General features: G+C 60.0%; 16 protein-coding genes. 14 read left to right on the top strand and 2 right to left on the bottom strand.

Translation table 11 applies throughout. The annotated features are described in order from the left end of the window. Positions 1–9 precede the first annotated feature (9 nt). The 6 genes from BQ5361_RS06405 (at position 10) to BQ5361_RS06380 (ending at position 4,636) form a co-directional block, all read left to right on the top strand. Positions 10–300 carry a hypothetical protein gene (locus tag BQ5361_RS06405; protein WP_022063889.1) on the top strand — a complete coding sequence of 97 codons (291 nt, stop codon included), beginning with the start codon at positions 10–12 and terminating at the stop codon, positions 298–300. A 59-nt stretch (positions 301–359) separates the two neighbouring features. Then, a complete protein-coding gene (locus tag BQ5361_RS06400) occupies positions 360–635 on the top strand; it encodes a hypothetical protein (protein ID WP_035474194.1) in 276 nt (91 codons plus the stop codon). A 43-nt stretch (positions 636–678) separates the two neighbouring features. After that, entirely contained in the window at positions 679–1,710 is a 1,032-nt protein-coding gene (locus BQ5361_RS06395; RefSeq protein WP_035474171.1) for a Clp protease ClpP, read from the top strand. A 148-nt stretch (positions 1,711–1,858) separates the two neighbouring features. Next, positions 1,859–2,830 (top strand): hypothetical protein, encoded by a 972-nt coding sequence (locus BQ5361_RS06390; protein ID WP_022063886.1) that lies wholly within the window; start codon positions 1,859–1,861, stop codon positions 2,828–2,830. Between the two features lie 15 nt (positions 2,831–2,845). Beyond that, positions 2,846–3,361, top strand: a complete 516-nt coding sequence (locus tag BQ5361_RS06385) for a hypothetical protein (protein WP_035474169.1) — start codon at positions 2,846–2,848, stop codon at positions 3,359–3,361. 39 nt (positions 3,362–3,400) lie between these two features. Beyond that, on the top strand, positions 3,401–4,636 hold the full coding sequence (locus tag BQ5361_RS06380) for a phage portal family protein (RefSeq protein WP_081976871.1): 1,236 nt from the start codon (positions 3,401–3,403) through the stop codon (positions 4,634–4,636). A gap of 9 nt (positions 4,637–4,645) precedes the next feature. Here BQ5361_RS06380 and BQ5361_RS06375 read toward each other — a convergent pair whose 3' ends face one another. After that, positions 4,646–5,038, bottom strand: a complete 393-nt coding sequence (locus BQ5361_RS06375; protein ID WP_035474167.1) for a hypothetical protein — start codon at positions 5,036–5,038, stop codon at positions 4,646–4,648. Between the two features lie 100 nt (positions 5,039–5,138). Between BQ5361_RS06375 and BQ5361_RS06370 the strand changes: the two genes are divergently transcribed. After that, a complete protein-coding gene (locus BQ5361_RS06370; RefSeq protein WP_035474164.1) occupies positions 5,139–5,606 on the top strand; it encodes a DUF6712 family protein in 468 nt (155 codons plus the stop codon). Between the two features lie 130 nt (positions 5,607–5,736). Here the strand turns inward: BQ5361_RS06370 and BQ5361_RS06365 are convergent, their stop codons facing one another. Further along, a complete protein-coding gene (locus BQ5361_RS06365) occupies positions 5,737–6,132 on the bottom strand; it encodes an RNA-binding S4 domain-containing protein (protein WP_035474162.1) in 396 nt (131 codons plus the stop codon). Positions 6,133–6,502: 370 nt separating this feature from the next. Between BQ5361_RS06365 and BQ5361_RS06360 the strand changes: the two genes are divergently transcribed. The 7 genes from BQ5361_RS06360 to BQ5361_RS06330 all read left to right on the top strand — a co-directional run bounded on the left by BQ5361_RS06360 (position 6,503) and on the right by BQ5361_RS06330 (position 24,541). After that, entirely contained in the window at positions 6,503–9,331 is a 2,829-nt protein-coding gene (locus BQ5361_RS06360) for a S8 family serine peptidase (protein WP_035474159.1), read from the top strand. Between the two features lie 188 nt (positions 9,332–9,519). Then, positions 9,520–12,252: a S8 family serine peptidase gene (locus BQ5361_RS06355; RefSeq protein ID WP_035474158.1), complete on the top strand. Its 2,733-nt coding sequence runs from the start codon at positions 9,520–9,522 to the stop codon at positions 12,250–12,252. 284 nt (positions 12,253–12,536) lie between these two features. Continuing rightward, complete coding sequence (locus tag BQ5361_RS06350) at positions 12,537–15,359, top strand: S8 family serine peptidase (protein ID WP_081976870.1); 2,823 nt, start codon at positions 12,537–12,539, stop codon at positions 15,357–15,359. Between the two features lie 216 nt (positions 15,360–15,575). Beyond that, positions 15,576–18,140 carry a S8 family serine peptidase gene (locus BQ5361_RS06345; protein WP_052131125.1) on the top strand — a complete coding sequence of 855 codons (2,565 nt, stop codon included), beginning with the start codon at positions 15,576–15,578 and terminating at the stop codon, positions 18,138–18,140. A gap of 208 nt (positions 18,141–18,348) precedes the next feature. Further along, positions 18,349–18,786, top strand: a complete 438-nt coding sequence (locus BQ5361_RS06340; RefSeq protein WP_035474156.1) for a subtilase family N-terminal domain-containing protein — start codon at positions 18,349–18,351, stop codon at positions 18,784–18,786. Positions 18,787–18,898: 112 nt separating this feature from the next. After that, entirely contained in the window at positions 18,899–21,670 is a 2,772-nt protein-coding gene (locus BQ5361_RS06335; protein ID WP_083389236.1) for a S8 family serine peptidase, read from the top strand. A 333-nt stretch (positions 21,671–22,003) separates the two neighbouring features. After that, on the top strand, positions 22,004–24,541 hold the full coding sequence (locus BQ5361_RS06330; protein ID WP_052131078.1) for a S8 family serine peptidase: 2,538 nt from the start codon (positions 22,004–22,006) through the stop codon (positions 24,539–24,541). The last annotated feature ends 13 nt before the right edge of the window (positions 24,542–24,554 follow it).

Here is a 24,554-nt window from a genome sequence, read left to right as displayed (position 1 = left end):
GTTGATTTTATGACAGTAAGGAAAAACAGCGCCGCTCCGGCAGGGCAGGCGCAGGGCGGGGCCTTGCCCTATGCCCGGGTAGAGGCAGCGGTATTCACGACGATGTACGGTACGCAGGAGGCCGAGTGGCCCGCGGCGGGCGGAGGCGCGGAAGAGGGAGCTGGACGCCCCGTCACGGCGGCCGAAGTGGAGGATATTGTGCGGAGGGTACTTGCGGGAACGACGCTCTATGTTCTCGAATCGGACATTACCCAGGCGCAGAACGCCGTGAAGGGCGTCGTGGAACAGACGTTTTTTTAACGGCCGGTTCTGCCTTTGTGCGGAGACGGCATACGGAACAGATTGAAAAGCGAAGTGCGATGACATTGACGGTTTACGACAAGCAGTTGATAGGTGAGGTGGAGCGGATGTTTCCCGGCCATCATGCCGGCGAAGTGGTCGAAAGGCTCATTCGCATGGGCGTAGTGGATACGGTCCGGTGTAAAGTATTGGTGGTGAGGGAGTATGTGAACGAACTCGTGGGCCGCGGAACGGGCAAGGTCGATGCCATGTACATGGCTGCCGAAAAGTTCTGCTGCTCCTACGAATACGTTCGCAAGTGCATGTATTACTACAAGGAGGTCAATCTGGCCTGACGTGCGTCGGTCGGAGCGATACGGTTTAAACGGTTTTTGTGAGATGTTGTCAGATATCAGGATTAACGGCAGCGCGTCCGAGGCTGTCATAGACATAGAGGGAGTGATAGGGGTTCCGGAACAGACGCAGTTTCTGGAGCCCGGAGGGCGGGTGGCTACCTATGCCCGTTTCGCGGAGGCGCTGGCTGCCGTGGCGGCGGTACAGGCTCCGCGGGTGGTGGTGAACATCCGTTCCGCGGGTGGCGATGTGAACGATGCCCTGTTGATATTCGACGCCCTGCAGGGGCTCGGTGCCGAGGTGGTGACGCGCTGTTACGGGTATGTGGCTTCGGCGGCTACCGTCATTGCGCAGGCTGCGTCGCCCGGCTGCCGCGAAATATCGTCGAATGCGTTCTATCTCATCCACTGTTCGGAGAGTGCGGCGGAGGGGAACTCCCGGTCGCTGTCGGCGGCCAAGGAGCTGCTCGACCGGACGGACGAACGGATAGCGGACATCTATGCGTCGCGTTCGGGGCGTCCGGTTGCCGGGTTTGCGGCGCTGATGAACGAGAACGGCGGGAAGGGTCGGTGGCTGACGCCCGGCGAAACGGTGGAGGCAGGGCTCGCCGATACGGTCATTCCGTCGCCTGTGAACTGTGCGTCGGGTGAGATGCCCGACGGCTGCGGGGATATCGGAACGCTGTGCCGGCTCTTCGGCCTGATGCCTCCGCCGGATGTAACCGGCAGAGAGCGGTGCAGCGGCCTTGCAGAACGCGTTGTCCGAAGGATGGGGGCGCTGTCGAGGCTTTTCAGGCGTTTCCTGTCGGCGCAGGGGAAGAAAGCGGCGGACCCTTCTGCGGCAGGCAAAACGGATGGGGAGACGGCTGTCGCCGCCGGTCTCTCCGATGTCCCGGCCGGACCGGAAGGACGGCTGCCTTCGGATGCCGCGTTGCCTCCCTCGTGGGGAACGGGGCAGGAGGAGGCGCTTCCTACGCTTACGAAAGCGGTGGAAGACCCTGCTACGGAGGAGTACCGTCCCACGCCGAACGAGGAGGCGTATCGCCAGGATGCCATGAACATGCGGGTACGGAGCTGACGGTCCGCAGCATCGGACGGAGCGGGGTTGTGCGTCCTCCTTCCGGCGGGCGGAGGTGCCGGCAGCGTACCGGATACGGAAGAGGCGGGAGCGGCCCTGCCTTGAAGAGGGCCGTATATTGCAAACTTTTAAATTCGATTGGACGACAATGAGTAAGATTGAGAATGCCAAGACCTATCTTGGCAAGGAGCTGGAGAATATCTTTTTCCGTCCCCTGTTTGCCGACGAGGGTGCGAGGGAGTTGGGTATCAAGGTGATGTACAACATGCCCGCTCCGACGAGGCTTCATTTCTGGCACCGTCCCGACGACGTGCTCCATAAATATACGAGCGCGGGGTGGAACGGTTCGGCTTCGGCGGAGCGTTACACGAAGACGATTGAGCTTCACCGCGTGAAGGCCGAGATGAGCTATTCGGCCGACGAGTATTTTTCGCTCGTGTACGACAGCCTTGCCCAGAGTGCCCTGACGCAGCTCGACGACCTGACCGGTACGGAACTCGAAGCGGCCGAAACGGCCCTTTTCCGCCAGGCCATCATGGAGAGCGTGCGTGCCACCATGTGGCTGGGCAAGACTGCGCGCGAAGAGGGGCTGAATACATTCGACGGCTTCCTGCACCGCATCCTTTCTGATGCGGAGGAGCAGGAGATACCGACAGAAATGTACGAATCGGTGTCGGCCGACAATGCGGACGAACGTCTCAGGTCGGTATGGGACAATGCTTCCGAGGAGCTGCGCAACATGCGGTCGGAGGGCCAGCTCGCCTTTTTCGTGACCACCGACGTGTACGGGGCCTACGAGGACAGCCTGGAGGCCGCCGACAACGAAGCGGCGTACCGTGTCCGGCAGGACGGGCCCGGCAGCCTCATGTTCAAAGGGATTCCGGTCATCGACATGAAGCTGGGCGGCTACCTGGCCAAATACTACGACCTCGGCGTGTCGTTCATCCTGCTGACCGACCGGCGCAATCTTGCGCTGGCGCTCAACACGGGCGATTTTCCCGGTTCGGAGGTGCGCATGTGGTATAATCCCGACCTGATGGAGAACCGACAGCGGGCGATATTCATGGCCGGATGCGACTACCTGCTGCCGGAACTCGTGTCGCTCGGCTATGCCCAGTAACCTTTCCGTGCAGCGATGGGAGTTTCCGGATTCACGAGGCCGCCGGAGCGGTGCGAAGGCGGCCTTTCGGATGTGTGGCTCGCGGCGGCGGATGATATAGCCGCCTGTACCTACGACGGTGCGACGGGTACATTCGGTGCGGTGAGGTTGCGCGAAGGGGCCGCTTTCGCCCGATACGAATTTGCGGAGGATACGGCACGTTACCGGCAGTATGTTTCGGGAGATGCGCCGGCCTGCGTGGTACACGAACTTTCGTTTGCGCTCCGGCGGGCCGATGCCGGGAGCACGGTGGCGCTCGCTTCGCTGCTTGGCGCCACCGGAGGCGGATTCGTGGCGCTGGTGCGCACCGCCTGCGGCGGGAAGTTTCTCGTCGGTTGGTCGCCCGGTTTCGGAGGGGAGTGTCCGTTGCGGCTCGTTTCGGCGGTGTTCGATACACAGGCCGGCTACGATGAGGACTCCGGTGCCGTGGTCGTACTGCGTTCCGAGGATACCTCTTTCTCGAAACCGTTCGCCGGTACATTGCCGGAGTAGGTACCGGGATTTCACTTAAATAATCAATTCAGATTGCAGATGGAAAAGAAGAAAGGAGAGACGGCCTATGTCCCGAAGCTCTTCACGCCGCGCAACGAGGCGCGGGATATTTTCCGGGCGGCGCCGCGTGCCGCTACCGGAGGCGGATTCTGGCGCTGGGGCAGCGACAACCTGTATCCGTATGCCCTGGCGCAGATGTTCCGCCGTTCGACCACCCATCGCCGGATAGTGAACGACAAGGCCGATTATATCGCCGGCAAGGGTTTCAGCCACGAGGAGGGGCTGCCGAGGCTCGCCGCTTTCATTCGCCGCGTAAACCGCGACGGGGAGACGCTCCGGCAGGTGCTGCGCAAACTCGCACTGGACAAGGTACTCTTCGGGAACGCTTTCGTGGAGGTGGTGACCGATGGCGGAGCATCGTTTCTGTCGCTGTTTCATCAGGACGCTTCGCGCTGCCGGCTCGCCGCCGACGGACGGCATGTGCTGCTGCATCACGATTGGTCGCAGTATGCGGCGGAGGAGGCGAAATCGCTTCCGCTGTGGCCGCTCACGGAGGAGGGAGCCGACGGGAAACTGCATGCGGTTATTCATTACAAGGAGTACGAGCCCATGTTCGGCCATTACGGCGTTCCGTCCTACATAGCGGGCATGAACGTTTCGGCCATAGCGTACAAGACCGACTGCTGGAACATCAGCCGGCTCGACAACTCTTTCCAGCTCTCCGGGGTGATGCTTCTCGACGGGGGCGTGGATAACGAACAGCAGGCGGAAGAGCTGATGCGCCGGGCCGAACGGCGGTTCGCCGGTAAACCCGGGCAGGTGATGTTCATGATAAAGGATTGCGGGGAGGGCGACGGTTCGCGTTACATTCCCATCGCCTCCTCCAACGAGGGCGACTGGAAGGAGCTGCACGAACAGGCCACCTCCGACATCGTGGTGGCCCATTCGTGGTTTCGTTCGCTGAGCGGACTCGACTATGCGTCGGGTTTCAATGCGGAGCGTATTCTGCACGAGTACGAGGTGGCACTCAATACGGTGATACTCTCGGCACAGGAGGAGCTGCTCGACCCGCTGAAGGCGATTATGGAGGAGGTGCTGCGCGAGGAGTGCGATTCGCTGGCGGTAGTGAACCGTCCGCCGACCCGGAGCAAGCCGCTCTATATGAAAGTGTGGGAGGCCCGCAAGGCGGACGGGCTCGACTACGACCCCGAGAATGAACTGGAACAGCTCTTCGTGGCTCAGATAACCAAATATGCGATGAGGAACATCGACTGATGCGCGGTGTCAGAGATACTTTTCGAGCTCCTTGAGGATGTAATACCGGTCGTAGAAGCAGCAGGAGCTGCGGCCTTCGAGGTATTGGTAGAGGGCTGCGGCGGCCGAGGCGGTTCGGCGGCGGGTGTCGTCGTCCGGTGCCCCGGCGGCGAGCAGAAAGAGTATCCGGGCGAATCGTTCGAGGTTGTCGTCGCCGAAACCGTAGCCGGCGGTCAGGGTGCCGGCTATGTCGTCGCTGCCGAGTACGGCATCGAAATCCATGCCGAGTCCCTCCCGCAGACCGGTACGTGCGGTATCGTAGGCCTCTTCCCCCTTCTCCCGTGTCGTTACGCCGAGTTTCAGCAGGATGGCTTCGAGCACTTTTCCTGTCTTTTCGATTTCCCTGAGGAGCATGTCTTCCATGGTGCCGTGTCTTTTGTCGTTGTAAAGTTATGTAAATTGTTCCGGCGGAACAACCGTTGCGGACGGTATGCACGGCGGAATTAAACGGAATGAATGTGATATGGAATTGTTGATGACCCCCGCGGAGGTTGTTGAGGCGGCTTTCGGCGGCGGGGATGTGATTGATGCGGCCATCGTTACCGAAAGCGCCGTATTGACGGCACAGCGCAGATACCTGCGGCCGGTGTTCGGCGTTTCGTTCTACGGTGCGCTGGAACAGGGAAGGTACGGTGCCTTCCTTGCGGAGTATGTACGGCCTGCGCTCGCCCTGTTCGTCAAGTACCTCGTGCTGCCCGATGCGGCTGTCCGGCTCGGCAGGCTCGGCATCGTGCGTTTCGGCGGCGAATATTTTGGGCCGACGGACGGTGCCGCACTGAAGCTCCTGCGGGAACGAATACGTGCCGAGGCCGAGACATCGTTGACTGCCGCCGTCGAACGGCTGGAGGCGGCTCCTGCGGAGTTTCCCGAATACGACCCGCGCGAGAATATAAAACGGCGGCTCTCCGTGGCCGGGGGCGTGGTGCTCTGACGGGGCGTTTCGGACGTGCCCGGATGACAAGGAGAGGAGTTCCCGGCGGAACTCCTCTCGTTTATTTATAGGCCGGTGCTGCGGTCCGGACTGTCGCAGGCTCTGTACAGGGAGGGCCGCGGGCGGAGGACTAATCGTCTTCCAGATAGATGCCGTCCATCAGTGCATCGATTTCACGCCGTTCCTTTTTGGTGGGGCGTCCCGTTCCGCGGTCGCGCGAGATGAAAATGGTTTCGCGCGGGATGTTCAGCTTGTCGAGTTCCGTCTGCGGAGTGATGTTTTCGGCATAGAGCGGAACGTTCTTGGCCGGCTGCCGGTTCGAGACAAGCCCCTTTACCCGGAACGAGTAGGTCACGGGAAGTTTGCGTACCTCCACGGTGTCGCCTTCGCGCAGCTCGCGCGAGGGTTTGCAGTAACTGCCGTTCACCGTCACGCGGTTCATGCGGCAGGCTTCGGCGGCATCGCTGCGCGATTTGAAGATTCTGACCGCCCACAGCCACTTGTCTATCCTTATCTCCTCTTCCATGATGTCTTGTACGGAATGAAAACGGAACGGGCGGCGGGCGAGACGTCCGGTAAGGCGCTTTGTCGCGGCCCGTCCGGATACAAAGGTAGAAAGAATTTTTTTAGGCGGGCCCGTATCTTCGGCTGCGGGCGGCGGACAGGACTGCCCTTTGCGGCGGGAGGGATGCCGGCCGCTCCGTCTGTTGCCGATACTGCCGGGAGGAGAGCGCATGGGGCTTGGAGCCCCTTTTGCCCCGTTATTTATCAAATAAACGGGATTAAATGTGGGAAAAGGGATAATTTTTTATATTTTCGCAGGCAACCCATGGCGGGTTTAACTCGTTTAATTGATATGTGAATGTAATAAAAACGGACTACAACTCTTTTTGAGAATGAAATTCAATGCTTATCTGGCCATTATCGCTATGGCCGCACTTTGCGCTTCGTGCGTGAAAGAACCTGTTGCCGGGGATGGCGTCGGCCAGACCTCCGGGGAAGACCGGGATTATGCCCATTACAGCGACGACGTTGCCGTAAGGGGTTGGGTGAGGATTAAGTTGGACGAACAGTCGCAGCCGCTGAAGGTAGGCGCCTTTACGCGCGGCGAAGTCGAGTCGGGCGACCCGCGGCTCGACGAGATAGCGGCCCAGCTCGGAGCGACCGAAATACGCCGGGTATATGCCGACGGCGGCCGGTTCGCCGAAAGGCGCCGCCGGTTCGGCCTGCACCGCTGGTACGATATTAAAATCGACGAGAATATACCCGTTACCCGTGCCGAAGCCTCCATCGCGGAGCTTCCTGGAGTGGCTTACGTACAGCCTATTTATAAGGTGAAACTGTTGGGCGGCCCCATTGTTCCGGCCGAGTATGTTTATGTGCCCGCGGCTGCGCAGGCACGCCGGTCGGTGGCGGCGGGCGAACTGCCGTTCGATGACCCCGACCTGTCCAAGCAGTGGCATTACCACAACGACGGCTCGATAGAGGGTATGGTGGCCGGTGCCGACATCAACCTGTTCGAGGGCTGGGAGGTACTCGGTACCAAGGGAGACCCGGAGGTCATCGTGGCGGTGATAGACTCCGGCGTACAGTGGGACCATCCCGACCTGGCGGATAACATGTGGATTAACGAAGCGGAGCTGAACGGTGTCAAGGGCGAGGATGACGACAACAACGGTTACTACGACGACATATACGGCGGTTGCTTCATGCCCAACTACTATCCGCACGACAAACCGGGCGGTATCCTGAAGGCGGGGACGCACGGCACCCACGTGGCCGGTACCATCGCGGCCGTGAACGGAAACGGCATCGGCGTATGCGGCGTGGCGGGCGGTACGGGCAACCACGACGGCGTAAAGCTCATGACGCTGCAGGTGATGCGGGATGATGCTGCCGACGACATACCGTTCAACGACGTATTCCCCTATGCTGCCGACAACGGGGCGGTGATTGCCTCCTGTAGCTGGACCATCAGTCAGACCGGTATGGACCAGGCGACCAAAGACGGTATCGACTATTTCCAGGCCAATGCCGGATGGGACGATACGGACGGAGACGGTATCAACGACGTGCAGACGGGGCCCATGCAGGGCGGTTTGGTGATAGCCGGAGCAGGAAACTCCGGGACGGATAAGGTTTTCTATCCGGCCAAATACAAGGATGTGATAGGCGTAGGGGCCATCGACGGCGATATGACGGTCGCATGGTACAGCGAGTACGGAGAAGGTATTGATGTCCTGGCTCCCGGAGGGAACCAGGAAGGCAGCGGGGAGTATAACAGACCGGAGATATGGGGCGTCTACAGCACCTATCCCAACGGCGGGTATGCCTACAGCGCCGGCACTTCGATGGCCTGCCCGCACGTTTCCGGCGTCGCCGCGCTGATACTCTCCAAATTCAAGGGGCAAGGCTTTACGGCCGAAGAACTCCGCAACAAGGTCGAACGCAGTTGCCGTCCGCTGAGCGAACCGATGGACCCGAAGTACCACGGCGGTATCGGGAACGGCCTCATCGACGTAACTCTTGCACTGACCGAGGTGCCGGAGGAGGGACCCGAGAAGCCGCAGTTCGAGGCGATACCCGCTCCGGCTTCCGTCAGGATAACGGGACCCGTGCCCGTGGACGGCAACGGCATGCCCGTAGTCAAGTATAATTTCGAGTATGCCGAGGTGGTGAACGGCACGGCCGGCGAGATGACCAGGAACGTACTCTCCAACACCTACAATGCCGGCGAAGAGTTCGTCTATATGTTCCCCGGCAAGAGTGAGGCCGAATACAAATTCAGGATGAATGCCGTAGACCGTTACGGAAATGAATCCGAATACATCGAGCTGCAGTCCGAAACGCTGGAGTTCGAGAACCATGCGCCCACGCTGCTCCGGGAGTTCTCCGATGTGGAGATACGCCAGGCGGGCGAGGATTATGCGAGGCTCTATACGCTCGTGACCTATTTCGAGGATGAGGATGCCCAGTATGGAGACGAGATGACATTCACGGTGGAAAACAGCAACGATGCGGTGGTGAGAACCGAACTGAGAAACGGGCGGACACTGGCCGTCATTCCGTTGACCAAGGGCTCCTGTGTGGTGACCGTGACGGCTACCGATACGCGCGGTGCTTCCACGACGGCTGCCATCAATGTGACGGTGTTGGCCGGCGCCGGTTCCGCACCGACTTTCAAAAGGCAGTTGGGCAGCCTGACGCTTCCGGCCGCCGGCAGTTTCGTAAGGCAGTACGACTTGAACGATTATGTTTACGATGCCGACATGCCCGACGATGAACTGACTTTCTCGGCCGTCAGCAGTGACGCGTCCGTCGTGACGGCCGCCGTGACGGGGACGACCCTCGAAGTGACCGGACTGAAAAAGGGCGACGCTACGGTGCAGGTAACCGTGACCGACCGGGGCGGCAACTCGGCCGAGAACGAACTCTTCGTTTCGGTGGCCCAGGAGCCCGGTTCGCAGTCGGGCGGAGCGACTCTTCGGCTCTATCCCAATCCGGCGACTGATTACGTGAACATAACGCTTAGCGGTGCCGGCAGTGGCAGTGCGGATGTCGTTTTCTACGATTCGGCAGCCCGTCAGGTGATGAAGACCACGGCCGAGCTCGATGCCAGTGGAACGGCCCGGATTGACGGTATTTCCGGTCTGACTCCCGGTGCCTATACGGTGTCGGTAAAGCAGGGAGGCAACACCTATAAGGGTACTGTGCTGAAACGATAGTTCCGGCTGTCGGACACAGGTTACGGCTTTACGGGATTTTCCAGCCGGGAGGAAGCACTGCGCTGCAAGGCCGTTCTTCCGCGGAGGGAGGAGACTGTAAAGCCGTAACCGTATTCGGGAGTGCCGGATGCCGGGTGAGGCAGGGCTACTACGGAAAAACATACTATGAACCTGAAATTGAATGACTGATGAGAACCAGATTGGTGTTGGCCGCTTTGGCGGCCGTTTCGGTTTCCGCCTGTACGCGGGAGCCGTTGGCAGCCCCGGTGCCGGAAGGGGCGGGGCAGGGACCGGAATACGTTTCCGGTGAAGAGAAGAATTATGTGGACGGATGGGTGAGGATAAGGCTCGCCGACGATGCCGGGGCGCTGCGTGTGGGGTGTTTCACGCGGGGTGCGGCGGAGTCGGGCAACCGGGCAATCGACGAGGCGGCTGCCCGGTTGGGTGCCACGGAGATAAGGCGCGTATTTGCCGAGGGAGGCCGGTTCGCTGAACGGCGGAGGCGGTTCGGCCTGCATCTGTGGTACGATATCCGGATAGGCGACGATGTCCCTGTCACGAGGGCTGCCGGTGACCTCGCCTCCGTTCCCGGTGTGAGCCATGTGCAGCCTGTTTACAGAATACGGTGGGCCGATAATCCCCGCGTATTGCCGGCAGAATACCTCTATACGCCCGTGCGCGCCAAGTTCGCCGACGGTGCCGCTCCGGTCAATGACCCGGAGATAGGCAAGCAGTGGCACTACCATAACGACGGTTCGGCCTGGGCATGGAAGACGGGAGCCGATATCAACCTATTCGAGGCGTGGGAGAAGTTCAATGCCGGCCGTCCGGAGGTCATCGTGGCCGTGGTGGACATGGGCGTGCAGTACGACCATCCCGACCTGGCGGCTAACATGTGGGTGAACGAGGCGGAGTTGAACGGTGCGCCCGGCGTGGATGACGACGGCAACGGTTACGTGGACGATGTGTACGGTTACAATTTCGACAAGGATACCGGTGCGATAGAGCCCGGCGGCCACGGTACGCACTGTGCGGGTACCATAGCCGCGGTCAATAACAACGGTATCGGCGTATGCGGTGTGGCAGGCGGTACGGGCAATGGCGACGGGGCACGTATCATGTCCATTCAGATGGACCCCGGTGCTGCTGACGCGCGTTATGCCGATGCATTCGCCTATGCCGCCGACAACGGAGCCGTGATAACCTCCAACAGTTGGGTGCTTGATATGGATGCCATGCCGGCCGATGTGGGTGCGGCGATAGATTACTTCAATGCCAATGCCGGTACCGATGAGAACGGTGTGCAGACCGGCCCGATGAAAGGGGGCTTGTGCATGTTCGCCGCCGGGAACTACAACACCTCCGGCCCGCAGTATGAAGGGCGGATATGGTACCCCGCCGCCGACGACCGGGTGATAGCCGTGACCTCCATGGGGCCCGATTACAAGAAGGCCGATTATTCGCAGTACGGACAGGGGGCCGACATCATGGCTCCCGGCGGTGAGGATACCGACGGCGCCGGCTGCGGCGTTTACAGTACCGTGACCGAGGGCGGATACGGTTATATGTCGGGAACTTCGATGGCGACTCCCCATACGGCCGGTGTGGCCGCACTGATGGTGTCGCAGTACGGAGGCGAGGGATTTACCGCGGACGAGCTGCGCAGGGTGCTGCTCGGCAGCTATCGAAATGTCGGAGAGTACCAGGAGGAAGCGTGCCGCAACCTCATCGGCGTCGGATTGCTCGATGCGTCGCTGATGGATAACTACTACAAGAATCCCGGCGCGGCTCCCGAGACACCTGCCGAACCCTCCGTGGAGGGCATCGCGGACGGATTGCACTTCTCCTGCCGGATACCGGCCGATGCGAACGGCGACCCGGCTGCGTGGCTGCTGCTCTCCTATGCTCCTGCCGCCAGTTCGGAGCAGACACCCGTTCGGCTCAGGATGTCGTGCAATGCAGGCGTGGGCGATGCATTCGGCTATTCCGTGACCGTGGCGGGCGACACCGAGTTCAACGCGGAGCTGAGGGCGGAAGACCGTTACGGCAATGTCTCGGAACCGTATGCCGTGACCGTGAAATCCCTGCCCCATATCAACCGTCCGCCGACGATGATAGCTTCGGTGAACGATTTTACCATACAGCAGGTGGGGACCGAGTATGCCCGCCGTTTCGACCTGTCGATGTATTACAGCGACCCGGACGTGGGGGAATTCGGCGATGAACTGACGTACGGCGTATCGTCCGACCCGGAGGGTATCGTGCGTATCTCCGTGGAGGGGAGCGTGGCGGTGTTCGAACCGGTGGGGATAGGGGCCGCTGCGGTCGTGGTGAAGGCTTCCGACCGGGCCGGTGCCTATGCGGAAGACCGTTTTACCGTCTCCGTTATCCATAAGGGGATACCCGATACGACGATAGAGGGGGTAGGACAGGAACATGCGCTCGTCCTTCCGCTTGCGGAGTATTTCTATGCCGTTGAGGGGATGGAGTACAAATATGCGGCGGAGAGTTCCGACCCGTCGAAGGTGCGGGTAAGTATCGGTCAGGGCAGCTTGCATATCGTTCCGGTGGCTGCCGGCAGTGCTGCGGTGACAATCTCCTGCAAACCGGGAACGGGGGCTTCGGTGGAGTCGCAGTTCCTCGTGACCGTGACGGGCGGCGAGACGCCCCTGCCCGAGGGAGGTTTCGCGCTTTGGCCCAATCCTGCCTCCGAATACGTCGATATCCGTGTCCCCGGAGCGGCGGGGACCGTTGCGGTGAGGATTTACGATGCGTCGGCGCGTCAGGTTTTCGACGGTACGGTAACGCCGGATGCCGACGGGGTGGGGCGGCTGGAGGTTGCCGCACTGAGCCCCGGGGCCTACTCCCTGGTGGCCGAGCAGGATGGACATAAATTTACGGCAGGTTTCGTGAAACGGTGATGCCGCTCTTCGTTTTGGCCGCCCTTTCCGGCCGGCCAAAACGTGGCGGAAGATGAAACGGGGGAGGTCGGAATCGGTCTGGCCTCCCCCGGCCGTTCCGGTATCGGAGAGAGAAAGGAGGGGAAAAGAGGGCTGAATAGGGTTTCCGGGGCGTCCGCAGGATATGATATTTGCCCCCGGAAGCGTTTTATGTGCTTTTTTGTTGGGTAAATGTTGGAACTTTTATTAATTTCGCAAAGATGTACGCCATGTAACAATAAGCGCAGGTCAATATCGGTTATACTATGAAGGATAATCTAATCCATTTAATGATGAAACGATACTTTTTATCTTTGTTCGCTGTGGCAGGCATTCTGGCCTCCTGTGCGAAAGACCCTGCTGTGTCCGGAACGGCTCCGGGCGGCGGGAACGAACGGAATGAAGAGGAGTACGTCGGCGACGTAGTCAAGGGGAAGATAAGGATTCGCCTGGCGGATAATGCCACGGCTCTCCGGACAGGAGCGTTTACCCGCGGCGAGGCTGATTCCGGCGACCCCGAACTCGACAAACTCGCGGCACAGTTGGGCGCAACCAAAATAGAGCGGGTTTTCGGGACCGACCCCCGGTTTACGGAGCGTCACAAGAAATACGGCCTGCACTTGTGGTACGACGTGACGTTCGACGAGGATGTACCCGTTTCACGGGCACAGTCCGGATTCGAGTCGCTTCCCGGCGTAGCCTATGTGCGTCCCATCTACCGGATATATCCTGCCGACGGTTACGATACCCTTTATCCGGCAGCGGTAACGGATAAGTCCGGATGGGAGGGCAGTACCGCTGAAATGCCTTTCGATGACCCCGGACTGCCGATGCAGTGGCATTACTACAACGACGGTACGCTTTTCAATACCGAAGGTACGGTGGTGGCCGTCGAGGGGGCGGATGTCAATCTGTTCAAGGCATGGGAGATGTACGGTGCCGGTGACCCGAGCGTGGTGGTGGCCGTCATGGACATGGGTATTCAGTACGACCATCCCGACCTTGTTGCCAACATGTGGGTGAACGAGGGGGAACTCAACGGCGAACCCAATAAGGATAACGACGGCAACGGCATCAAGAACGATATATACGGCTATAACGGTTTGACGCGGGACGGTAACATCGAGCCCGGCAGCCATGGTACGCACGTAGCCGGTACGGTGGCCGCTACCAACAACAACGGTATCGGCGTTTCGGGTGTGGCCGGCGGTACGGGTGTGGGTGACGGTGCAAGGCTCATGTCCTGCCAGATATTCGCTCCGAACGACGCTTCGGAGAGCGACTACCCGGACGTGTACCGTTATGCCGCCGACAACGGTGCGGTGATAAGCCAGAACAGTTGGGGCTATTCCCAGATGTACAGTGCCATCCCGGAGGATATGGCCGTGGCGATGGATTATTTCATAGACAATGCGGGTATCGGACCCGACGGCGAGCAGACCGGCCCGATGAAGGGAGGTATCATCATCTTCTCGGCAGGCAACGACTATTCGTCGCGTCCCTCTTTCCCGGGAGCCGACGACCGGGTGGTGTGCGTTACCTCCATGATGCCGAACTACATGAAGGCAGGTTACTCCAATTTCGGCGATGCCGCCGACATCTTCGCTCCCGGCGGAGCCGGTTCGACCGATACGGAGTTCAGCATGGAAGGGCAGGTGTACAGTACGGATATCACCGATGCGTACGGTTACAAGGCGGGTACGTCGATGGCGTGTCCGCATGTATCGGGTATCGCGGCCCTTATCGTGTCGCGTTACGGCGTGGGGCAGCCCGGTTTTACGCCCGACAAGCTGAGGGAGATACTGCTGCGCAGCTATCGCAGCGTAGGTCAGTATCAGAAGACGCCGGCCATTGCCGACGGCCTCGGCGTGGGCTTGGTGGATGCTACCATGATAGAGCTGGAGAATCCCGGAACGGCACCGGAGGCTCCCCAGGCCGTGAGTGCGGAGGGAACGGACGAGCGAAAACTCACGCTCCGTATCACCGCTTCGGCTGACGGCAACGGAATGTCCGTAGCGCAGTACCGTGTCTCCTATGCCCCGGAAGGAACGACCGACGGAGCGGACGGTTGGCAGTCGGTGGAGCTTTATAACCGGGCCGATATCGGCGAGGTGAGCGAATATACGGTAGGCAATCTCGAGCATGAAACCACTTATGTGTTCCGTGTGAAGAGTGTGGACCGTTTCGGCAACGAATCGGCCGGCTATACGGAAGGGCGGGGTACGACCGTCGAACACACGAACCTGAGCCCGGAGATAACCAAGCCGCTCGGCAGGGTGGTACTCCCCTCCGGCAACAGTTTCACGGCGACCGTGGATTTGAACGAGAACTTCAGCGACCCCGACCTGCCCAACGATGAACTGACGTTTACGGCCGAAAGCAACGATGCTTCGGTAGCTACGGCGCAGGTATTGGAGGGCGGCATACTGGAGGTGACCGGCCTCAAGAAGGGCGATACGTTCATCTCCGTGACCGTGAAGGACCGTGAAGGACTGTCCATTTCGAAAAATATGGGCGTATCCGTTACGGCAGACCCTGCCGGCAGCGGAGAGGGGACGACCGTGACTTTGCCCGACAGTGCGAACGCTTTCTCCGGAAACATCGCGCTTGATGAACTGTTCGGCGTTACGGGCGGTCTGACCTATACGGCCGTAAGTTCCGCACCGGATGTGGTATCCGTGGCAGTGAACGGCAATGTCCTGACGGTTACCGGACTGAAGATGGGCAACGCTTCGGTGACGGTGACGGGAACCGATACCGCCGGAGCATCCGATACGCGGACGGTCGAGGTGACGGTGACGGCGAATCCCGGAGGCGGTACCGCCCCGCAGACACCCGCCGGAAGCATCAGCCTCTATCCCAATCCGGCCGATGATGTCCTCAATATCGGTGTGGGCGGAGCGACCGGAGGGGCGGCCGGCATTCGGATATACGATGCCGGCACCCGTCAGGTAGGCAATCTCTCCGTGACGCTCGACGGTAACGGCGTGGCAGCCGGCAATGATGTGTCCGGCCTCGCTCCCGGAGCCTATTCGGTCGTGGTCGAGCACGACGGTCACCGCTATACGGGCAGCTTCATGAAACGGTAGAACCGCCGGACGAATGGAACGGCGGAGCCGGGCCCGGTCGGGTCCGGCTCCGTTGTCTTTCTGTGACCGGTATCTCCGGGACGGTTATTTGCGGCGGAAGGTCATTTTGTTTTCAGGGGTAACGATATTGTGGCATATTTTTTATATTTTCGCAAACGGCCGTCGGTGCGGGTATCCTGCCTGCGGCGGACATTTATCAACCAACCCTACTATCGAATGAAACGGTATTTGAATCTGTTGTTCCTCGCGGCGGCTGCTCTTTGTGCATCGTGTGCGAGAGATGCCGTCGTTTCCGATGTCCCGCCGAAAGGGGAGGATGTCGGCGGTTACGACAACAACGTTATTGTGCCCGGATGGGTGAGGATAAGGCTCGACGACGAGGCTGCCCCGCTTCGGACGGGCGTCTTTACCCGGGGCGAGGCCGATTCGGGCAATCCGCTACTCGACGAACTTGCGGCCGGCCTCGGGGCGACCGAGATACGGGAAGTGTTCCCGACCGACCCCCGGTTCGAGGAACGTCATCGGAAATACGGGCTCCATCTCTGGTTTGATATCAGGCTCGGCGATGAGGTGCCCGTATCCCGTGCGGAGCAGGAGTTTGCTGCACTGCCCGGCGTGCGGCATGCACAGCCGATTTATCGGATAGTCGCACTGGACGGTGCCGATTATCCGCTGCCTTCGGAGGTGAGCGAACCTTCCTCCTGGGAGGGCAGTTCCCGCGAGATGCCTTTCAATGACCCCGGTCTGAAGATGCAGTGGCATTACGACAACGACGGTACGATGACCAATGCCGAAGGCGAAACGGTCGCTGTCGAGGGGGCCGATATCGGGCTGTTCGAGGCATGGGAGATGTACGGTGCCGGCGACCCGTCGGTAATCGTCGCCGTCATGGATACGGGAGTTTTCTCCGGACACGAGGACCTGCAGGGCAACATGTGGGTGAACGAGGCCGAATTGAACGGTACGGCCGGCAAGGATGACGACGGCAACGGGTACAGGGACGATATACACGGCTATGATTTCTACAAGAAGTCGCCCGATGTGGAGCCCGGTGAGCACGGTACCCATGTGGCCGGTACCATCGCTGCCGTGAACGATAACGGCATCGGTGTCTCGGGTGTGGCCGGCGGTACGGGCAACGGCGACGGCGTGCGGATAATGACCTGTGCGATATACGACTATATGGGGTATGGTACGGCGACTCCCACGGGCTACGTTTACGCCGCCGACAACGGGGCCGTGATAAGCCAGAACAGTTGGAACTATCCCATGATTAATATTCTGCCCGAGGACATGTCGGTGGCGTTCGACTATTTTATCGACAATGCGGGTATCGGGCCCGACGGCGAACAGACCGGGCCCATGAAAGGGGGCGTCATCATCTTCGCCGCGGGGAATGAATTCAGTCCCAAGGTGGGATGTCCTTCGGACGACCCGAGAGTCATTACGGTGACCTCCATGATGGCCGACTATGTGAAGGCGAGCTATTCCAACTACGGAACCGAGGCGGATATCTTCGCTCCCGGTGGTGCCGGCGAACGCGATGCGGCATTTCCGCAGCAGGGTCAGGTTTACAGCACCGGCTTGGACAATACCTATACCTACCACAGCGGTACCTCCATGGCTTGTCCGCATGTGTCGGGCGTAGCAGCCCTCATCGTGTCGCATTACGGTGCGAATGCTTCCGGTTTCACCAACGAGGAGCTGAAGACGATTTTGCTGCGGAGTTACCGCAATGTGGATATGTGGCAGACTCGGCCGGACATTGCGGCGGGGCTCGGTGCGGGGCTTGTCGATGCTTCCCTGATGGAACTGGAAAATCCCGGAGTGCCGCCCGAAGCCCCGGCAGGGCTCGAAGTGGCCGAAGGTACGGTGGAGGAGCGGCTGACGGTATCCGTTACGGGCCTGCCCGCCGACGGGAACGGTATGGGCATCGCTTACGTGAACCTGCGTTATGCCCCCGAGGAGGCGCGTGCGGAGTCCGGAGCATGGACCTCCGTGACGATACCCTGTCGGATGTCGCCGGGCGAGGCGCTGGAATACGAGGTTTCCGGATTGACGGATGCGACGACCTATGTGTTTGAGGCCGGTGCGATAGACCGGTTCGGAAACGAGTCCGGCTATGTCGGCGGCGAGGGTCGGACGATAGACCATATCAATCGTCCGCCGGCGATACAGAAGCCGCTGCCTGGCGTGGAACTGCCCGATGCTGCGGGAGAGGAGCCTTTCGTGACTGCCGTGGAGCTGAGCGATTATTTTACGGACCCCGACCTGCCGGCGGACGAACTGTCGTATGCTGCGAGAAGCAACGACGAGAGTGTGGCTACGGTCAGCGTCAGCGGTTCCATGCTGACGGTCGAAGGCCTGAAGCTGGGGGCGACCTATGTTTCGGTGACGGTGACCGACCTGGCCGGAGAGAGTATCGTCAAGAACATGTCGGTCAAGGTACTTGAGGAGCGGTTCCCGGAGGACCCGCCGACGCCCATACCGCCTGAGGAGGGCGTGGAACTGACCGAGGGCGCACTGACGCTCTTCCCGAACCCGGCTCCGGATGCGCTGTTCATCGGCGTCGGCGGCGAAGCGGGCAAACGGGCCGATATCAGGGTGTACGATTCGGCTGCACGGGAGGTTGTCCGCCTGGACGGTGCGGCCTTCGGCAGTGAAGGCGAACTGAAGGATGTCATCCGGTACGACGTTTCCGGTCTCGTTCCGGGCAGCTATACGGTGCGGGTGAAACTGGCCGACGGACGCGAGCTTCGCAGTACGTTCGTGAAAGCATGAGAGCGTGCGGACGGCAGACTTCAGCCTGCCGTCCGCTCTCTTTGTCGTCCGGCTGCGGATACCGGCGTCTGTCCGTTTTCGGAGCCTGCAGCGCGGAACCTGAAAGGTTCCTGCGGTCGGGAGTCCGCCGCGGAATGCGGTGCTGTGCTTCGGGAGGCGTATCCGGAGACGGGCTGTGAGGAACAACCGTGAATAGGATGCTATTGCCATGAAAAAAGTTCTGATTATCTTTATGGCGGTGTTTCCGTTTCTGTGCTGTGCGGGGCGTTCCCACGGGGCGGCGGAGCCGCCTTTCGTTGCGGATACCCTTTCCGGAGCGGGAGAGGCGGCAGCGACCGACCGGATAAGGATACGGTTCGCCGATACGGTGCCGTTGCCTCGTGAAGCGCGTTTTGCGGCAGGAGCGGCCGATACGGGTATCGGGTGGTTCGACCGGGCTTTGGACACTGTGGGTGCGGTCGAGGTGCGCCGGGTTTTTTCGGATGGCGGCCGTTTTGCCGAGAGGCGCCGCCGGTACGGTCTGCACCTGTGGTACGAGGTGCGTACCGACGGCAGGATGCCTGTCGCGGAGGTCGTGCAGGTGTTCGCGGCGCTGCCGGCGGTTGCGTATGCCGGATTCGTGTACCGGGCCGAACTTGCGGATTAGCGGCAGGGGGAATGTGTTCGGATAGGGGCATCCGTACTATCGGAGGGCAGAATGGCGTTAAATATATATATGAATGGGATAAATACACCAAATAATTGTCAACTCTAATGTTATGAAAAGGATTTCTGTTTTTTTATTGGCTGCTGCGGCTATGTGGTCCTGTACGAAGGAACCGGTGTTGTCCGAAGCTCCCGAACGGGACGTTCCGGACGTATCGGTGCCGGACGATGATAACATAGTCAGCGGATGGGTCAGGATAAAGCTGGCCGACGATGCCGCTCCGCTCCGTGTCGGTGCATTCACGCGCGGGGAGGTGGAGTCGGGCGACCCGCGGCTGGATGAGATAGCGCAGGAGCTGGGTGCGACCGAGATTCGCCGCGTTTTCCGCGACGGGGGCCGTTTTGCCGAGAGGCGCCGCCGGTACGGTCTGCACCTGTGGTACGACATAAAGATAGGCGAGGATGTGCCCGTATCGAGGGCGGAGGCGGGAATCGCCGCCGTGCCCGGCGTGGCGCACGTACAGCCCATCTACAAGGCGAAACTGACGGACCACAGGGTGATTCCCGCCATGGCGTCCGACATGAAGTATAAACCGGCTGCGCTGGACGCTTCGCGGCCGGTGCTGTCGCCGGAGGAGTATCCTTTCAACGACCCCGGTCTGCCCCAACAGTGGCACTACTATAACGACGGTTCACTGGAGAAGGCGGTCGAAGGGGCCGACATCAACCTGTTCAAAGGATGGGAGATAAATACGGGCCGTCCGGATGTCATCGTGGCCGTGGTGGATATGGGCGTGCAGTACGACCACCCCGACCTGGCTGCCAACATGTGGATAAACGAGGCCGAGATGAACGGCACAGAAGGCGTGGACGATGACGACAACGGATACGTGGACGACCTGTACGGATGGAACTTCGCTCCGAATTACGACAGCGGCGAGATAGTGCCCGGATACCACGGGACGCATATCGCCGGTACGATTGCCGCCGTGAACAACAACGGCGAGGGAGTCTGCGGAATCGCGGGCGGTTCGGGTAACGGCGACGGCGTGCGGATAATGACTATCGGATGGTCGGCGGACAACCGGCAGACGATTCCCAACTGGGACATGTTCGCCTATGCGGCCGACAACGGAGCGGTCATCGCTTCCTGCAGCTGGGAGGTCTCCTCTCCGGACCTCGCTCCCGACCTGCAGGCGGGGCTCGATTACTTCATCGACAACGCCGGCATGGATGAGAACGGAGTGCAGACGGGCCCCATGAAGGGCGGACTCATCATGTTCGCTGCGGGCAACTCCGGTGAGAACAGACTGAAGTTCCCCAGTTATTACGACCGGGTTGTCAGCGTGGCTTCGATGGCGCCGGATTACAACAAGGCCAGCTATTCGAACTGGGCTCCGGAGGTGGACATCCTCGCGCCCGGCGGTGAGAAAAACTTCGGCGAGGCGTATGCCGTTTACAGTACCTATACCGACAGCGGTTACGCCTACATTGAGGGAACGTCAATGGCTACTCCGCATGTGTCCGGTGTCGCCGCACTCATCGTTTCCGAATACGGGAAGGAGGGCTTTACGTCCGACGACCTGCGCAAGCGGCTGTTGGCCAGCTTCCGTCCCATCAGTCCGGTGGTCAGCGGCGAGTATGCCAACCAGATAGGTGTCGGACTCGTGGATGCCTCTCTCATCACGCTCGAAGACCCCGGAGTGAGCCCCGGTGCCCTGGAGAACTACGGTGCCGAAGGGCTGCCCGACAGCGTGAGGATATATTGCCGCGTGCCGGCCGACGGCAACGGCATGCCCGTGGTGAAGTACCGTCTCGAATATGCGGAGAAGAGCGGCGGCAGTACGGGCGAATGGCAGACGATGGACCTCGTGAATACCGCGGATGCGGGCGAGGATTACGAATACCGCATGATGCTCGTGCAGCTTACGACCTATGCCTTCCGGATGACGCCCGTAGACCGCTTCGGCAACGAAGGCAGTACGGTGGAGTTCGAGGCGACGACCTTGCAGCATACGAACCGTCCGCCGAGGCAGAAAGCTAATTTCCTCGATGTGGAGGCGGCGAAGGCCGGAGAGAAATACTCCAAGAAGTTCAAGCTGGCCTATTACTTCATCGAACCGGACGAAGCTTTCGGCGATGCGCTTACCTTTACCGTGACTTCATCGGATGAGGATGTGGTCAGCGTCGTTATGACCAACGGTTCCGACCTGGAACTCGTTCCCCTGAAACAGGGCGAGAGTACCATCACGGTACGTGCTACGGACAAGGGCGGCCTGTATGTGGAATCTTCGTTCAAGTTCACTGTGCTGGAGAATGCCTTCGAGAATATCAAGCCGAGGGCGACCAAAGAGTTCGGTACGGTTCGTATGGCGGGAACCGGCGCCGAATACAGGCAGTCATTCGTGCTTTCGGAGTATTTCACAGATGCCAACCTGGCGGACGGAGACGTGCTCACGTTCTCGTTCACCAATATGAATGAAGCGGTTGTGGGCGTGACGGTTGAGGAGGGGAGCCTCGTCGTGGAACCGATAGCCGAGGGTACGGCCTCCGTGACCGTGACCGCCACCGACCTGGCCGGCGAATCGGCGCAGTCGGTACTGACGGTACAGGTCGGCAGTGTACCGGCCGGTGATGGCGGTCTGCTGATTGCACCCAATCCCGTAGGGGAGACGCTCTCCATGCACTTCGCTGCTGCGGCAGGCGTCGGTGCCGAAGCCGTGATATACGATGCGGCGGCCCGCAGGGTGCTCTCCGAAAATGTGGAATTCGATGGGAACGGAACGGGGACGCTCGACGTGTCGGCACTTGCTCCGGGTATCTATACGTTATCGGTGAAAACGGAGGGCGGAATTGCAGGTAACGGCACTTTCGTCAAGCGATAGCGTGCGCCTGCGGCTGGAGGATGCATCTCCGGCGGAAGAATTGAGGAAGGGTATCCGGCATCGTCCGGATACCCTTTCTGGGTATTCGGCGGCACGTATGCCGCCGGTGCCCGAAAGGTTGCCGTGTGGACGGATGCGGAAATATTTTTCCTGGTGTATGTATTGGCTGTCATTTTGTTATGTGAAAGTGCGGTGGGCCGGGAGGCGAGAAAATATGGTCTGGATATGACATATTTCCATATTTTGGTTATTTTTGCTTGATATGCTTACCGTATCTTGATGATACCTGTTCCGAAAGGATGCTTCCGGATACAGTATTTAATTCATACTTATATGGATTTCAGATTCCTGGTGGCTATGGCGGCCGTTGCCTTGTCGGTTTTCTCTTCCTGTACGAAGGACCCTCTTATGATGAATGGAGGCGGAAGCAGTGAGGGAGAGGCTGCGGATTTTGACGATTCTGCCGAAATCGTGCCCGGATGGATAAGGATAAAACTGGCGGATGATTCGGAGCCGTTGCGTACCGGGGTTTTTACCCGCGGCGGTTTCGATTCGGGAGATGTGCGGCTCGACGAACTCGCAGCCGGACTGGGGGCGACGGAAATCAGGCGTGTCTTCCGTGACGGAGGCCGTTTCGAAGAACGCCACCGCCGTTACGGGCTCCATTTATGGTACGATATCCGAATCGCCGACGAAGTGCCCGTTTCCCGGGCCCGGGCCGAAATGGTTTCGTTGCCGGGTGTCGATGTCGTCGAGCCCGTGTATCGCGTGAGGCTCGCCGAGGCACATGTGGTGCCGGATATTTCCGACCGGCTGTACCGGCCGTTTTCCGAAGGCGAGGCGAGGCCCGAACCAGCTCCCTTCAATGACCCGGAACTCTCCCGGCAGTGGCATTACAACAACGACGGGTCGATTGAAGGCTCGGTGGCGGGTGCAGACATCAACCTGTTCAAAGCCTGGAGAGAGATAGGGGCGGGGAGACCGGAGGTTGTCGTGGCTGTTATTGACGGCGGTATACAGTACGACCATCCCGATCTGGCGGCCAACATGTGGACAAACGAGGCCGAGATGAACGGTACACCCGGCGTGGACGATGACGGTAACGGTTATGTGGATGACATTTATGGATGGAATTATTATACCGATTCGGGAACGATAACCCAGCATTTCCACGGTACACATGTGGCAGGTACGGTAGCTGCGGTCAATAACAACGGTATCGGTGTCTGCGGCGTGGCCGGCGGTACGGGTGTGGGTGACGGTGTCCGGCTGATGTCGTGTCAGAATTATGATACCGATGCCAACGGTCAGGAGGTGGGCAGCGTTACGGAGGAGTCGTTCATTTATGCTGCCGATAACGGCGCCGTTATCGCTCAGTGCAGTTGGGGATACAATGGTATCGAGACGCCGCTGTCGATGCAGCGGGCCATTCAGTACTTTATCCGGGAGGCCGGTACGGATGAAAATGGGGTTCAGACCGGACCGATGAAGGGCGGTGTGGTCTGCTTTTCGGCTGGTAACAGCAGTTACTCCCATGTAGGCAATCCGGGCGATATGGAAGAGGTGGTCGGTGTGACGGCCATGGGCCCCGATTATAAGAAAGCCGGGTACTCCAATTATGGCTCGGCGGCCGACCTTTTCGCTCCCGGAGGGGCGAGTTCGGCCAATCCGGAGGACCCGAAACAGGTTTACAGCACCTATATCAACGGCGGCTATGCCTATCTGTGGGGAACGTCGATGGCATGTCCCCATGTTTCGGGCGTGGCGGCGCTGATAGTGTCCTATTACGGTGTGGATACGCCCGGTTTTACGGCCGAACGCTGCCGGGAGATTCTGCTGCGCAGTTTCCGGCCCGTGGGAGAGTATGTCGCCGGCGAACCGTATGCCGACGGATTGGGTGCCGGGTTGGTGGATGCTTCGCTGATTCTGCTCGAAAATCCAGGGATAAAACCGGGAAGCGTCGAGGAGCTGACATTGACGCCGCTGCCTGACGGGATGGCGATAGCCGCTGCGATGCCCGCCGATGGCAATGGGGATGCCGTGTCGAAAATCAGGCTCGGATATGCGCCGGTCAACGGAGATGGTACGACGGGCGAGTGGAGGGAAGAGACCTTTCCGAATATCCAGCCTGCAGGAGGAATCTTCACGACCGAACTTCAATTGGCGGCCGAAGAGACCTATCGGGTGCGGATGAGCGTGGAAGACCGGTACGGAAACGTGTCGGATGAGGTGACGGATGAAGCTACTACGCTTCCGCACGTCAATGTGGCACCTTCGTATCGCGGCATAGAGACGCAGTTGTTCACTTCGACCGGTAAGGGGTTCAGCAAGACGGTGGCGCTGGACAGCTATTTCAGCGACCCCGATATTCCGTATGGCGACGAACTGACATTCGCGTTCGATGACGGAGAGCAGGAGATACTGGAAGTCGTACTCGAGGGGGCGGAGCTTCTCTTGACACCGATATACAAGGGCCAGACGGAAATTGTGGTGACGGCTACCGATAGGGCGGGGGAAAGCGCCTCGGGCACTTTCAGGGTGCGTATCGTATCGGGTGACGAACCCCCGGCAGAGCCGGAACCTGACCCGGAACCCGACCCTGACCCGGTGCCCGGATTCGACGGGGACACGATGGTGGTCGTCCCCAATCCTGTCGGTGAAGCGTTGACCGTGTATGTCCCGCATGTCGCGTCGATGGAGGGAACGGCTACGATATACGATGCGGCGGCCCGTAAGGTATTGGAGACGACGATAACGGTGGATGCGGAAGGAAAGGGTACCCTGCAGGTAGGCGGACTTTCCCCCGGAGCGTACTCGCTTTCGGTAGAGGTCGGGGGTAAAAGTTCCAAGGTATCGTTCATGAAGCGGTAGATAGTGCAGAAGA

Origin of the sequence: Tidjanibacter massiliensis, from assembly GCF_900104605.1 — a bacterium.
Taxonomy (GTDB): Bacteria; Bacteroidota; Bacteroidia; order Bacteroidales; family Rikenellaceae; genus Tidjanibacter; species Tidjanibacter inops.
This window is presented reverse-complemented; position numbering and strand designations above follow the sequence as displayed.